The 11,778-nt window shown below is 62.1% G+C and carries 17 protein-coding genes; 9 read left to right on the top strand and 8 right to left on the bottom strand.

What is annotated here, in order from left to right; all coding sequences use genetic code 11:
* Positions 1–23 precede the first annotated feature (23 nt).
* Complete coding sequence (gene tnpC, locus RS901_RS37250) at positions 24–374, top strand: Tn3 family transposase post-transcriptional regulator TnpC (protein ID WP_316149748.1); 351 nt, start codon at positions 24–26, stop codon at positions 372–374.
* A gap of 340 nt (positions 375–714) precedes the next feature.
* Here tnpC and RS901_RS37245 read toward each other — a convergent pair whose 3' ends face one another.
* Entirely contained in the window at positions 715–1,164 is a 450-nt protein-coding gene (locus RS901_RS37245) for a hypothetical protein (protein ID WP_316157633.1), read from the bottom strand.
* A 13-nt stretch (positions 1,165–1,177) separates the two neighbouring features.
* Entirely contained in the window at positions 1,178–2,179 is a 1,002-nt protein-coding gene (locus RS901_RS37240; protein WP_316157632.1) for a PRTRC system protein D, read from the bottom strand.
* A gap of 1,162 nt (positions 2,180–3,341) precedes the next feature.
* Here RS901_RS37240 and RS901_RS37235 point away from each other — a divergent pair.
* A complete protein-coding gene (locus RS901_RS37235) occupies positions 3,342–4,487 on the top strand; it encodes an integrase domain-containing protein (protein ID WP_410054271.1) in 1,146 nt (381 codons plus the stop codon).
* 19 nt (positions 4,488–4,506) lie between these two features.
* Positions 4,507–5,172 carry a hypothetical protein gene (locus tag RS901_RS37230; protein WP_316157846.1) on the top strand — a complete coding sequence of 222 codons (666 nt, stop codon included), beginning with the start codon at positions 4,507–4,509 and terminating at the stop codon, positions 5,170–5,172.
* A 206-nt stretch (positions 5,173–5,378) separates the two neighbouring features.
* Here the strand turns inward: RS901_RS37230 and RS901_RS37225 are convergent, their stop codons facing one another.
* The 6 genes from RS901_RS37225 to RS901_RS37200 all read right to left on the bottom strand — a co-directional run bounded on the left by RS901_RS37225 (position 5,379) and on the right by RS901_RS37200 (position 8,522).
* Positions 5,379–5,534, bottom strand: a complete 156-nt coding sequence (locus RS901_RS37225; protein ID WP_316157845.1) for a hypothetical protein — start codon at positions 5,532–5,534, stop codon at positions 5,379–5,381.
* A 13-nt stretch (positions 5,535–5,547) separates the two neighbouring features.
* Entirely contained in the window at positions 5,548–6,492 is a 945-nt protein-coding gene (locus tag RS901_RS37220) for a DNA/RNA non-specific endonuclease (protein WP_316157844.1), read from the bottom strand.
* A gap of 51 nt (positions 6,493–6,543) precedes the next feature.
* Positions 6,544–7,152: a hypothetical protein gene (locus tag RS901_RS37215; protein ID WP_316157843.1), complete on the bottom strand. Its 609-nt coding sequence runs from the start codon at positions 7,150–7,152 to the stop codon at positions 6,544–6,546.
* A 182-nt stretch (positions 7,153–7,334) separates the two neighbouring features.
* A complete protein-coding gene (locus tag RS901_RS37210; protein ID WP_316157842.1) occupies positions 7,335–7,613 on the bottom strand; it encodes a hypothetical protein in 279 nt (92 codons plus the stop codon).
* 69 nt (positions 7,614–7,682) lie between these two features.
* A complete protein-coding gene (locus RS901_RS37205) occupies positions 7,683–7,931 on the bottom strand; it encodes a hypothetical protein (protein WP_316157841.1) in 249 nt (82 codons plus the stop codon).
* Positions 7,932–8,078: 147 nt separating this feature from the next.
* Positions 8,079–8,522 carry a hypothetical protein gene (locus tag RS901_RS37200; RefSeq protein ID WP_316157840.1) on the bottom strand — a complete coding sequence of 148 codons (444 nt, stop codon included), beginning with the start codon at positions 8,520–8,522 and terminating at the stop codon, positions 8,079–8,081.
* A gap of 190 nt (positions 8,523–8,712) precedes the next feature.
* On the opposite strand from RS901_RS37200, the gene RS901_RS37195 reads away from it, so the two are divergent.
* The 6 genes from RS901_RS37195 to RS901_RS37170 all read left to right on the top strand — a co-directional run bounded on the left by RS901_RS37195 (position 8,713) and on the right by RS901_RS37170 (position 11,630).
* Positions 8,713–9,192: a hypothetical protein gene (locus RS901_RS37195; protein ID WP_316157839.1), complete on the top strand. Its 480-nt coding sequence runs from the start codon at positions 8,713–8,715 to the stop codon at positions 9,190–9,192.
* Positions 9,193–9,348: 156 nt separating this feature from the next.
* Positions 9,349–9,555 (top strand): hypothetical protein, encoded by a 207-nt coding sequence (locus tag RS901_RS37190; RefSeq protein WP_316157838.1) that lies wholly within the window; start codon positions 9,349–9,351, stop codon positions 9,553–9,555.
* A 118-nt stretch (positions 9,556–9,673) separates the two neighbouring features.
* Positions 9,674–9,916: a hypothetical protein gene (locus tag RS901_RS37185; protein ID WP_316157837.1), complete on the top strand. Its 243-nt coding sequence runs from the start codon at positions 9,674–9,676 to the stop codon at positions 9,914–9,916.
* A gap of 82 nt (positions 9,917–9,998) precedes the next feature.
* The gene (locus RS901_RS37180; RefSeq protein WP_316157836.1) at positions 9,999–10,481 is read left to right on the top strand and encodes a hypothetical protein; all 483 of its coding nucleotides are present in this window, start codon (positions 9,999–10,001) and stop codon (positions 10,479–10,481) included.
* Between the two features lie 73 nt (positions 10,482–10,554).
* The gene (locus tag RS901_RS37175) at positions 10,555–10,689 is read left to right on the top strand and encodes a hypothetical protein (RefSeq protein WP_316157835.1); all 135 of its coding nucleotides are present in this window, start codon (positions 10,555–10,557) and stop codon (positions 10,687–10,689) included.
* Positions 10,690–10,844: 155 nt separating this feature from the next.
* Positions 10,845–11,630: a hypothetical protein gene (locus tag RS901_RS37170; protein ID WP_316157834.1), complete on the top strand. Its 786-nt coding sequence runs from the start codon at positions 10,845–10,847 to the stop codon at positions 11,628–11,630.
* Positions 11,631–11,778: the final 148 nt, after the last annotated feature.

The following is an 11,778-nucleotide window of genomic DNA, read 5'->3' as shown; positions in this document are numbered from 1 at the left end:
ACAACAAATCAGGAGGATTTGATATGAGCGATTCCGACGATACGGTCGAGACGGCCTACGGTCGCCTGGACCGGGCAGCATTGGTGCAAGCACAGCAAACCTATGACACCACGAGCCTACTGCGCATGGTGGACGATCTCGACGCCATGTTGAGCGAAGCCCGCGGCGAAGATGGGCTGCGCGATATGCTGCTGCGCCTGCACGGGATGGCGCATACCGTCATCAACGGCGCGGGGATGACGGTCGCAACCGGCGAGGAAAGTTTGCCGGAATTGGCGTTCGACACGCTATCCGAAGTGCTGCGAATCGTCACGATGCTGCAAGGCTGGCTCCGTCAGATCGAGCCGTTGGAGCAGTTGACGCCACGCAACTAATCGCATAAGAGCGGCGTTCTATATTACTTTTAGTGTTAAGTGTCATTTCCGGCTTTATCCCGGCATGACCCCGATGCGGCACTGAGCGCCCATCCCCTAAAACAAAAAGCCCGGCATCGCTGCCGGGCTATTTGTTTTGCGCGCCGCGTTCACTGGCGGCGGAAGGCCTGGATCAGCGTCAGTGCGCATTCCCAAAGCGCCCAGCCTATACCGAATGTCAGCAGGAACTTGAAGAAGCGGATGATTTCATATTCTGTCATGTTGCTAGACCGCCTTGGTTCATTGCAGTTGATCCTATTGTAGCTGCCGCAGAAGGTAGTCAAGGTCGCGGCATGCGTGGTCAGAAGAAGCGATCCATGGCCGAATTCATGTCTAAGGCAAATGGCGGCGGTGCGGCACCGGCCGGCGCACCCGCGACAACGGTCACGGATGAAGGGGTTAGGGCATCGGACCCCGGGGAGGCCGCTTGCTCGTGGGCCAGTGCCACCGGTTGCCGTGCCGGCGGCTCGGGACGGAAGTCCGGCCTTGGCCCCGGTCGTTGCTCGGAACGTAGAGCAGGTCGATCAGCTCCCTCATGGGATGGCGGCACGGGTACGGCGGGAGCGGCTTGTGCAATGGGTTGCTGGCTCGCGGCGAACGAGCCTGACGCACCCATCGCACCCAGTCCAGTCTCGGCGAGACGGCGAAGCAATTCCGCACGATGCTTCGGGCTCTGGATTGACTTCAGGTACTGGAGCAGCTCCGGCGACGTGATCGAATTGATCGTGATCTGTATCGAAATCTTGTCCATCGCCGGCCATCCGTTAAGCGTCGGCGCGCTGCTGGCGCGACGAGCCGATGTCATAAAAGCCGCGGACGTTGGCAAAGCAGGGCGAATCCAAAACCTTCATCGGCGTGCGTGGGAATGCGGCGCGGATGGCGTGGGCATAGAGCGCGCTGCCGCCGCCGCTGAGAACGATTGAGCGAATATCTTCACTGCGACCGACGCGTGTCTGCACTTCCTTGACCGCTGCATGGCAGACCGCACGCGCCTGTTCCAGCAGCGGCTGCAAGTTGATTTCTTTCTGGAAGAAGAGCAGCGTGGTCGCGTCGCGTAGCGCTTGATCGATTCGCTCGATGCCTGCCACCGGCTCGCCTTCCTGCTCGGCAATGAGGTCCGCGATCTGCTGATAGATGCGAGACGAGCCGCCAGGGACGCCGCCGCTGCGCGTGTCATCCATGGTGAAGCCACGCGCCAGGACCCAGTCCGTTGTGAAATAGCCGACGTCGATCACCAAGTGCGCGTTTCTCCCGTCGTAGTCCTGTCCGCATTGCCGCATGAACGTGACGAGTGAACCAAGAGGTTGCGGCAGGCCCGCAACGCTGCGCACGCGAATATCGCCATGGCCAAAGTTGAGCGTTCCTGTGAAGCGGTCGCGTAGATACTGGGCGTACTTCTGCGCGGTATGGACGGGCAGGCCAAGCACGAGTTGGTCGATCTCCGTCGCACCAGTGTATTGCAGCGCCCCACCAAGCAGGGCGGCGTATTCGGCGGTAGTCGCGAAGTCCTCGGATAGCGTGCGGCCGGTCTGGCCGTAGGCAGAACTGATGGAGACCTCGGGGCCGACTTCGTAAGAGGCGCCTTCGACCTGTACGTTAATCACGTCCCGCGCCTTGAAGAATCCCCCGCCGTATCCCGTGACATTGGCGCGCACGGCGGGGGGTGCGAGTGAGGGAAACATCTGCGTCACCAATTTCCCCCCTTGGGAGAAGGCATACTTGGTGTTGCCATAGCCAACGTCGACGGCGACCGTACTCATTCTCATCTTGCGCTCCTGTGCTTGCGGCGTCTGCCGCGTCTGCAATTAGTGGATTTGTTCCAGCCTTCGCGCTACTCGTGATTGCTTCCAGCCAAGCGGGACATGCGCCACGTAAGCCAGACGTAAGTGCCACTTGCTCGCGAGAGCATCCGTGGCGACCATCAAAGTGGCACGTGCGTGCCACATGAATCGGACTTACGTCCCACGTCCCGGCCGGACACCTGTGACGCTTTCCAGGACGTGGCACCTGTGTGCCACGTAAGTCAGGCATACGTGGCACGTGGACTGGAACCTCTTCGAATCTACCGGGAAAGCCATGAAGTCAAGCCCGCGTAAGCTCGCCAATTTCATGCACGATTCGCAATGCACCGGGGTTGCACGGGTGGGCGACGCTCGTTATCCTTTATGTACTTCTCGCGTCCCCGACGCATCGACCTCGCCGCCACGTTTGCGGCTATCCCAAGCACCGACACCGCCCGAAAAATGGTTGTCGGTCGTCTCTATGTCCGAGCCGCAACTGATGCGGCAATTTTTTCTTTCGCCACAAGTACATACTGGCCCACACTGAGGACACCGGACACTGCGATGCCGCTTGGCTTTGCGGGTTGTTTGGAAGAATTGGACGTGATGAGGACATGTGTAGACCGGACACCCGGACACATTTTTCACACACGAACCTAGCCACGCCCGACAGCGAGATGCGGGGTAGACGAACACTGCGGGCCCGACACACGGCGGTCCAGATGTCGTCACCTGGGGGGCGGGAGAGAGCACGGCGCATGGCCGTGAACTCTCTGGAACGATACGAGCACGGTGAGCGCGACCGTCAACGAAACAGCGCAACAAGAGTTACGCGGGTGGCGAAGGCAGGTGTATAGGCACCGGTCGTCGTACATGTCGGGAGCGATCCCGACAACCGGGTAGCCCGAACCCTCCCCTGTACGGATTGCGCGAAGCGCGACTGGCGGGGAGGTTCGGGACGGTCATGACACGTCCTTCCACGTGTGGGGCCGACCAGCAAGGGGATCGCTAAAGGATCGGAAGGCAGTACCGCAGCCGACGGCAAACGGCGAAACAGGAAGCGCTGGAGAGAACTTCGCGCGGCGTCACGGGGGACGCGAGCGCAGGGTTGGGTGCACATATCAACGCGATTGAGAAGGACGAGCGGATGCGGCAGTCAACGGTGCTTGACGTGCGCGGTCTGTTGGCCAGATACGACCTCCCGACGAGGATGAAGTCGGAGATAGAGGTTGCGGTGGCCGGCAATGTAAAGAGAATCCTGAGTCAGACACGGATCAGCCACAAGAACGCGTCGCTCAAGACGCAGGAACGACGGATGTACACGGTGTGCCGTTCGTTTGTCGAACTGCGGGCATGCGGATTCCTTATTGAGAGCCCGCATACGCTACGGCACAAGCACGTGCGGGCGCTGGTGGAACACTGGGTATCGCAAAAGCAATCAGGCGGGACGATTGAGAACAAGCTTTCGTACATGAAGGCGTTTTGTCAGTGGATCGGCAAGCACAACTTGATCCGGACACTGGGTGAATACGTTGACCGCAAGGAACACGGTCTGGTGCGAAGCTACGTGACGACGATGGACAAGTCCTGGGCGGGAAATGGTATCGATGCCACTGCGAAGATCGAGGAGATTGCTGCAGAAGACCCGCACGTGGCGGTGCAACTGAAGTTGCAGGCAGCATTCGGTCTGCGCATCGAGGAAAGCTTTGCGCTGAAGATCAGCACGGCCTTGCGTAACCTGGACACGCTACGAGTCGTCGATGGGACGAAGGGCGGGCGCAAGCGCGAGGTGCCGGTGCAGCTACGGCTGGCCGTATTGGAAGAGGCGGCGGGGCTTGTTGACCCGATGAGCGGGTCGACAACTCCCTCGTCATATTCCCTCAAAGCATGGCGCCACCATTACAACGCGGTATTGCGCAAACACGGGATTTATAAGAAGGGGCTGGGTGTGACCAGTCACGGGTTGCGCCATCAGTGGATGCAGGAGTACTACAGCACGTTGACCGGCGTGGATGCGCCAGTGAAAGGCGGGGAGGCGCCGGCACTTGAGTTGCACCGTCAGGCGATCCTGGCGGTTGTCGAAGCGGCTGGGCATAGCAAGGCGTCGAAATCCGGCGCGTACCTGTCGACCTTCACTGCGATGGCGCGGCAGGAGAAGCCGCAGATTACAACGAATCAGGTGTTGGAGGCGCTCGCGGCCGCCAACGACAACAAGGCCAAGGCCGCTCAGGCGTTGGGAATCTCCCGGCAGGCGCTGTACCGGCTATTGGCAAAGCTTCCGGCCACGAACTGAACCCAATTAGGAACTACCCATGACGGACATCCAACATTACGAAGATCGCGTGTACACCACGGTCGACGTTTGCAAGATATTGGAGCTCGGGATCGACCCGGAGAGGCTGGCAGCCTGGCCCAACGTGACCTTGCCGGAATATGTGATTGCGGTGGCGCGTGCGCGTGCTGCCGAGGCGGATCCCCTTGAGCTAGAGGAACTGAAGGAAGCGCAAAGGCCGCGGCGCGTGTTGCGAACCGAGTGGGGAATCCTTGTGATCGATCTGGAAGAGTCGGAACCGGGGGATCTATCAGGCTGGGTGCTGCAAGTGGAGGCCTTCCTAGAGGAAGACCCCTACCTCGAGCTTCCCCACTTGAGACGGGAGCCGGGCGAGACCGTGGGGATCTATCTGAGCGACTTGGTGAACGGCGCCATCGAGAATGGTCCAGGAGGGTCCCTCTTGGAGGGGCTGTCGGAGATGGGGCTGGAATGGACAGACAACGACAGGACCGGCCAGGTCTTCGCCCTAATAGGCTCCAGCGAGCCGAGTCAGCCGCTGAATCTCCCACGGCTTGGTGGGTTGCTTCCCCACTGGCTGGGCAAATCGGACGTCGGTCGGGTTGCCAGTACAGTGCGCATGATGGAGGCCCTGCGCACTGTGACCGAAGATTGCGCGCTTCCAATCACAAGGGCCGTGCTGCACTAAAGGAAGGATCGGAGATCGCTCGGTGCCGTTCGAAGACGCGACGCAAAGGCACACCGGCGAGCGCGGGAGGGAGTGTGTTGGAGAGTGCGTCAGGGAGGGCAGCGCGGGCTTTGGGGCGTACCTGGGACAGCTGGCAGCCGGCGCCGAAAGGAATCGGCAGCCGGAACCCGGACAATTTAACCGGTTGAACGAGCCCGTCTGAGGTCTCAGCGCAGAAAGTTCGGCAGGTACGGCGAATCGTCCCAGTGCCCGGTTGCACCCCACCAGCAGAAGAACAGGACTAAGGCGATTGCGCCCAGGATGTAAAAGCGCGCTTCCCTGTCGGTGCGGAAGGTGTGGATGATCTGCTTGAGGCGTTTCATGCTTGTCTCCGATTCAGTGGGCGAGGACGGCGCCAACGAACGGCAGGACGCTGGACTGCCGGAAGGCATGGCGGGGCTCCTGCGCCTCGGGCAGCGCCGACCGTTCGACAGCGGTGGCCGTGAGGGTGGCTAGGTTGACCTTGCGACCGGCCTTCTCGCCCGGGTGCGGCGTCGGCGCGAGCAGCGTCATCGGCGCATCCCGGTACACCTTGTCGAGGCGTGGGAACGGATCGACGCCAGCGAACGCGGCCAGTTCGGCGATGCTCACAACCGCGTACCAGGGGGTCGCGTCGTTGCGAGCCACATAGGCGGCAGCCCCGACCCCGGGCACGTAGACCGCTTTCCACAAATACGTCGGGATGGAAATCCGGCCGTTGAGGCGCGTGGCCTGCGCGGCATCGAACGCCGGGCCGGTCACCACGAAGACCTGGCCGTACTCGCGCGCCATGCGCCGGGTCGAGGTTTCGATATGGCTCCACATCCGTCGATTGCTGGCCGAGGCCTGCGGCACGACGTTGGCGAGACTGAAGCTCTCGGCCTGTGACGCCAGATCAGGGAAGTCGCCCGATGGGGCAAGGTGACCGCGATCGAGGCTGCTACCGCGACCGTAGTCGGACAGGCGGGCACGGTCGGGGGTAGGAATCTCCGCTTCCTCATAAAAATCGCTGTCACGCGGTACGGAACGGGCAGCCAGAACGGCTTGGGCCGTCAGGTTCTCGGCCGACCACAACGCGGTGCGAGTGGCGGTCGACGTTTGCACGGCATAGCCACGGAAGCACAGGGATTGCGTGCGGCCCGTGGCGGCCGTGACCGTGACACGCGGCTGGCTGTTGGTGCCGAAGATATGCGGGCAGTCGGTGGACGGGGCTTTGGCGTAGGCAGCAGTGCTGACAGCGTTGCTGACGGAAGCGCAGATGGCGGCGGCGACGGCCGCGGCAAGGAACGGAGGCTTGTGCATGGTTCTTGTTCTACAACGATGTACCCCTATCTTGCCAAGCCGGGCGCAAAGTCAAGGGCTCGGCGGCCTCCCAAGGGTGGGCGAGATGGGGATCCCATTTTCATCAGTGCAGTCAAGCGCGCGCGCGAGGAACTCCTCCAGCATGACCGTGCCGCCGAACAGCTCCTCGTGGACGGACCCTGGCAGGGCATCGATTGGCTCGATATGCACCCATGGGCGGCCGTCGATCTGGATCAGCTTGGCGCGGCGCATGAGTTTGCGGTAGCGGCTGGCATCCTTCAGCAAGGCCTCGGCCGGCACCAGCGCCTGCAGGAATGGCTCGGGCTGCAATAGCTTTTCGGCCATGGCGGCGAACAGCGGTCCGCGCTCCGCCCAGTCGTCTTCGTTGCGGGCGATGAGTGCCAGCACTGTGCCCAGGTCAGAGCTGCTCAACTCCTTACGGACGATGACGGCAAGCTCGTGCTGTTCGGTCGTGCGGGGGCGGACACGGGGATTCCACACGCCGCTGAGAATGGCAAAGGCACGATCGCGGCCAGCGTCAAGGGACTGGGGCGGGGTGGACATGCCGCAGCCGGTGCAGACAATGACCGCCTCGAAGCGGTTGGCGATGAATCGAGGCTGGCTGTCGCAATGCGCGCAGGAGAGAAGACCGTCTGACATGGTTGGGCGGGTTCGCGGGAGTGTGGCGCGCATTATGCCAAGATCCCGACCCGCCCGGCCGCCGATGCTAGGCGGCGGGTCCTTGGAGTTGGAGATACTGTTCAGTCTTGGCGAGCAGTTCGGCGATGGCGTGTTGCATGGAAACGGGTAACTGTTGCTGAGTTGATGTGCCGTGTTGCATGTCAGCCGTGGTTATCGGCAGACGCAGGCTGCTCCTCAAGGCGTGCCGGATAGACAGCGTCGATGGCATGTGCGGCCTGCTCGAGCGCATTGACGTGATCCTGCAGGTGCACGGTGGTGTCGCCGACCATGCCCTGGAACGGCGGGATCGCCTCGTGGATCGCTTCGGTAGCGTTGCGGGCGGTGTGGCCGACCTCCCAGAACTCGGTGAGCCACGAGTCATCGGCAGGGCGAACCCCGCCCTGGAGGCCAATCGCAATGGCGCCGCGGATCGCCAGCACGGTCTCGGGTTGCGGAAGATCTTCGGAAGCGTCTTCATCTTTCGGTATGGTGGAATGGGGGTATAGGATTCACGTGCTCGTCGCGGGTGAGGGTGGCTGCAGGTCGCCGCTTTCGTCGCCGGTACGCACGAAGTCCGTCAAGGCATGCCTGACACCACGCGTCCGTATTGCGCCGGCGTCAAGCGGGCCTTGCGCACTACAGGCCACCACGTCGTTGATGAAGCCATGCAGCGCCTTCAGCTCGTGGGCCAGTGGCTCGGGCGCATACATATATAGGCCCCACAGCATCGGGCGCACGACGGTGGCTACTCGAGCCATGCGGGCCAGCAGCTGGCGCACGCCTCGGACGCCATGCGCAGAAGCGTGGTCTTGCCCGCGCCTGCATAGGCTTTGACCTTGACCTTGACCGGCCCGCCGACGATGAGCGCGTCTGTCGCGTGTTGTTGCTCTCCGGTAGACACATGTTCAGATTGCCAGCTGTTCTTGTACCGGCAGCGCTGCGCGGGCAGCACGTGCGGCGGCATCACGCACCCGGTAGTCGGCGACGCGGCATGCCTGATTGCCGCTCTCCACGTCGACCATCCATGAGAAGTACGTCGAGGTGGTCGGACCAACCCAGGCTCTCCACTTGGCGCGGATGATGGCCCGCATGGCCTCCGGTTGAGAAAAATAGATACGGCGCGCATCACGCCAGCTACGCGCGTAGTGGGCGCGCATATTCGCTTCGCAGGCGTCCGAACGGGCGTTGCGCCGCGCCAGCTCTTCGTCCACCGAATGCTGCTCGGCAGCCACATGCTCGGCCAGCAGCGGATAGTGTTCCCGTTCGCGCGCCTGTTTGCGGGCAAAAGCCGCTTGGCGGCGCGCATTGAAGTCGATCGGGTTATGGCGTTCGTAGCGGGTGAAGCGCATGGTTTGTCGTAGGCGGATAGGGGTATGAATCCAGCATATCCGGCCCCACGCGAAGTCAAGACGGCGTGCGGGGCCCATTGCGGCAGCAATCATTGTCGGCGCGAATTGGAAGGAGTTCATCCGTTGAATGACGTATCATTTGGCTCCTCCTTCGCAGGATGACGGGCAAATCCGTTCCCTGAACTGCCTCATGACCGATATCGACCTCGGTACCTGTCCTTGCGACGAGCGGGCGCTCGCCGCACCGGGCGAGCCGTATTACCGCGAATTGGCCACGATCGCCGCGCTGGCCTATCGACGGATGCTGGATCGGGTGTTCTGGCATCCGCCCGCCGAAGTCCTGCGCTTCGAGGTGCGTGCCATCCCCTCTGCGCAGGGCAGTAACTACACGGTTACTGCGATCATGGATGGCGTCGGCGAGATCTGGTTCGATGCCGATACCATTCCCGCTCGTTGGGATGCGATCGCCACGTTCGAGTTATCGTGGGCTCTGTCGCAGTTGCAAGCCGCGCAGCACGGCCTCGACCCCGTTGGCTTCGAGAAGCCAGGGGGCAAGCCGGGCATCGAGCGCTTGCCGGACTATTCGTCTGTCCAGGACCCGGCAGAGGGGGCGCACTACCGCTGGCACGTCGTCAACCGGCTACGTAAGGCTGGATTGGACCTGCCGTAGTGTCGGGGGCTTTATCGGTGGCACGCTTTGCGGTATCCTGCGCGCTACTTCCGCGTCTCTGACGCATCGACTCTGCCGATTCTTCGGCACTCTGCTTTTCTCACCCACCGGGGCATTGTCCCCATGGGCATGGCTCCACCTTTCGTTGGAGCCATCATGTTTATTCACTATCGCGGCACCGCCATGGCTGTTCTGGCCATGATCTTCGACCTGTTCGCCGCACTGGGTTTCACGCTCACCACCGTCGACCCAGGTTTGTTGTCCGTGCAACTGACCTGCTGCTTCATGATCGGTAGTCTGATCGTCTTGGCCTGGTTGGTTGCCTATTCCTCGCATATGCGTCACGTCCAAGCATTGGGCTGACGCCTCGGGCCGCCTTTGCGGCCCTCCTTCTCGACCTGCGCGCTTGCGTTGCCGGTCTCTCCCATTGGGGCCTTGTCCCCGCTGGGCAGGCTCCGTGCTTACCATTGGAGTCTGTCTCATGCCCACGCACGATCGTCTGTCCGCACTTGCTCTGTCCTGCCTCGGGGTCATTCTTTCCCTGGCCTTTGCATTCTCGATGAATACCGAGGACGCCTGGGTGATGAGCTTCCAGCTCAGTATCTGCGTGCTGCTCACCGCGCTGCTTTTCGTTGGTTGGCTGCTTGCCATCAGCGACGCGATGCGGCGTGAAGGCAGCTTGCTGCGGCCGCTGCATCAAACTGACTCATCAACCTCCGGCTGACCGTCGCACGACGCAGCCCATCATCTACCCACAGGGAAACGCGCGCCTGTGGAGCGTTTCCCGGCTTATCCAAGGAAACGCCATGTTCCAGAAATTCCTCGAAATCGAAGTCGGTCCCGCACCGTACGACGAGGCCTGCGCCCAAGTCGGCGCGGATGACTACGCGGAACGCTCTCGCCTTGAGTGCGCGGTGTATATCCGCCAACTAGGCCGAATCTTCGGCGTGCAAGCGCCCGACGTGCTCACGTTTGTGCGCCGTGGCTTCGCTCACGAGTTCGGTCGCTACCACGAAGTGGTGGCGCGCATGAATGCGGCAGGCGCAGCGCTATTTGACGAGTCCCGCCTGCCGGCCCAGTGGGATCACATCGCCCGCGCCGAACTCACCTGGCTGTCGCTGAGCTACCGCTACCTGCGTCAGCTGCAGGACGGCGAGCGCGAGCCGCAGGACGTGCCGATGCTCTACCGCCTCGGTTCGATCCCGGACTTTCCGGATCATCCGGTCGCGCACTGGCTGGCGCTTGGCGTTGTGCCGATGCCCACCGGCCCGGCCCTCGCCCTGCACTGATCGGGAGAGGCCATGACAACGCCATCTCTTTCCGCCGTTACGCAGGCGATGATCGAAGCAGCCGCCCTGGTCGATGACCTCAATGAGGCCCTATCCCTTGCAGCGTGCTGCCGGTATCGACGCCGGCGACATTGCCGGGGTGTTCTTCAGCGGCGACGAGAAGAACGAGTCGACTTGGATAAGGGCTTCACCGGCCGTGCGCGAGTAATGGTTGCAGGACTACCTGGACCTGGAGCGCAGATGGCAAGCATTGACAACGAGGATGACGACGCCAGCGCATAGCTGAGCGCCGTTTCCAACATTTGACCCGATCGGGGAGACATCCCGATGGGGCGTCTCCCGGCAGTTCTTTCGAGAGACACCATGTACAAGCAAATCATCGAGCAGTTTATTGCCGCCCAGCAAGCGGCCCATGCGGCGTATGTTGCTGCCGCTGCCTTCGAGCGTGAGACCGTTGCTGGCATCGCCGACCACTACCATGCGGTCGACGTTCGTAGCGAATTCGCCACGACGAGGGAGTTGCAAAGTTTCTGCCGCTCACTGGCGAGTGGCGTCGTCAATCGCGCGCGCCGCGAGTTTGCCCCGCAGGGCAGCCGACTGGATATCCAAGACCACGACGAGCATGAGCGCACCGGGCTGGATATCGACGCTGACCTGAAGGCCGGCCGCATCCCCGATATTGATGGCCTGTGGGCTTCGCTTACCGCACGCTATGGCGGCAACGGCGGGGCGGATCTGGCCTACCAGCAGGCGGCCCAGCGCATCGTCAACGGGTTCGGCCTGAATCGCAAGCGCGAGATCAAGAAGAGCGCCTCGGCGGTCATTCTGCGCAAGCATGTCGGTTCCGAGGCTTGCTTCGGTCGCTCCGCGCGCAGGGTGGGCTACTACAGCCAGCAGAGCACTGCGGATTGTTTGACCGGGCTGGCGACTTTCGCGGCGAAGGCCGGTCATCACGTGCTGGCGAATTGCCTCAATCGCTTCAATCTCCACCAGCTCGAGTACCACTATCGCGAGAAGGAATGCTATCCGGGCCTCGACATCGTCTTCTTCAAGGACGCGTGGGAGTTCAAGTTTTCGCACCAGGTGGCGGACGATCTGATGTTGTTCATCGGCGAGTACGGCGAAGCGTTCATGCAGGAGGTCATGTAGTTGACCAAGTACAACACACGCATTGAGGCGTTCCGCACCTCTCAGTATCCCCGTTGACGGCCATTCCAACATCTGGGACGCGATCGCGGCTTGCCGGATCTTGACAACTTCTGGGAAGTCCTGCGCGCGACCTACGAGGCCAACAGCC

Source organism: Cupriavidus sp. BIC8F (assembly GCF_032465815.1).
Lineage (GTDB): Bacteria > Pseudomonadota > Gammaproteobacteria > Burkholderiales > Burkholderiaceae > Cupriavidus > Cupriavidus necator.
The sequence above is the reverse complement of the archived record's forward strand: the minus strand, read 5'-3'. Positions and strand labels throughout refer to the sequence as shown.

What these genes read in the sequence shown, in the direction of transcription:
- tnpC (WP_316149748.1), top strand. Translation starts at nt 24, where the DNA reads ATGAGCGATTCCGACGATACGGTCGAGACGGCCTACGGTCGCCTGGAC.
- RS901_RS37245 (WP_316157633.1), bottom strand. Translation starts at nt 1,164, where the DNA reads ATGGACAAGATTTCGATACAGATCACGATCAATTCGATCACGTCGCCG.
- RS901_RS37240 (WP_316157632.1), bottom strand. Translation starts at nt 2,179, where the DNA reads ATGAGAATGAGTACGGTCGCCGTCGACGTTGGCTATGGCAACACCAAG.
- RS901_RS37235 (WP_410054271.1), top strand. Translation starts at nt 3,342, where the DNA reads ATGCGGCAGTCAACGGTGCTTGACGTGCGCGGTCTGTTGGCCAGATAC.
- RS901_RS37230 (WP_316157846.1), top strand. Translation starts at nt 4,507, where the DNA reads ATGACGGACATCCAACATTACGAAGATCGCGTGTACACCACGGTCGAC.
- RS901_RS37225 (WP_316157845.1), bottom strand. Translation starts at nt 5,534, where the DNA reads ATGAAACGCCTCAAGCAGATCATCCACACCTTCCGCACCGACAGGGAA.
- RS901_RS37220 (WP_316157844.1), bottom strand. Translation starts at nt 6,492, where the DNA reads ATGCACAAGCCTCCGTTCCTTGCCGCGGCCGTCGCCGCCGCCATCTGC.
- RS901_RS37215 (WP_316157843.1), bottom strand. Translation starts at nt 7,152, where the DNA reads ATGTCAGACGGTCTTCTCTCCTGCGCGCATTGCGACAGCCAGCCTCGA.
- RS901_RS37205 (WP_316157841.1), bottom strand. Translation starts at nt 7,931, where the DNA reads ATGGCTCGAGTAGCCACCGTCGTGCGCCCGATGCTGTGGGGCCTATAT.
- RS901_RS37200 (WP_316157840.1), bottom strand. Translation starts at nt 8,522, where the DNA reads ATGCGCTTCACCCGCTACGAACGCCATAACCCGATCGACTTCAATGCG.
- RS901_RS37195 (WP_316157839.1), top strand. Translation starts at nt 8,713, where the DNA reads ATGACCGATATCGACCTCGGTACCTGTCCTTGCGACGAGCGGGCGCTC.
- RS901_RS37190 (WP_316157838.1), top strand. Translation starts at nt 9,349, where the DNA reads ATGTTTATTCACTATCGCGGCACCGCCATGGCTGTTCTGGCCATGATC.
- RS901_RS37185 (WP_316157837.1), top strand. Translation starts at nt 9,674, where the DNA reads ATGCCCACGCACGATCGTCTGTCCGCACTTGCTCTGTCCTGCCTCGGG.
- RS901_RS37180 (WP_316157836.1), top strand. Translation starts at nt 9,999, where the DNA reads ATGTTCCAGAAATTCCTCGAAATCGAAGTCGGTCCCGCACCGTACGAC.
- RS901_RS37175 (WP_316157835.1), top strand. Translation starts at nt 10,555, where the DNA reads ATGACCTCAATGAGGCCCTATCCCTTGCAGCGTGCTGCCGGTATCGAC.
- RS901_RS37170 (WP_316157834.1), top strand. Translation starts at nt 10,845, where the DNA reads ATGTACAAGCAAATCATCGAGCAGTTTATTGCCGCCCAGCAAGCGGCC.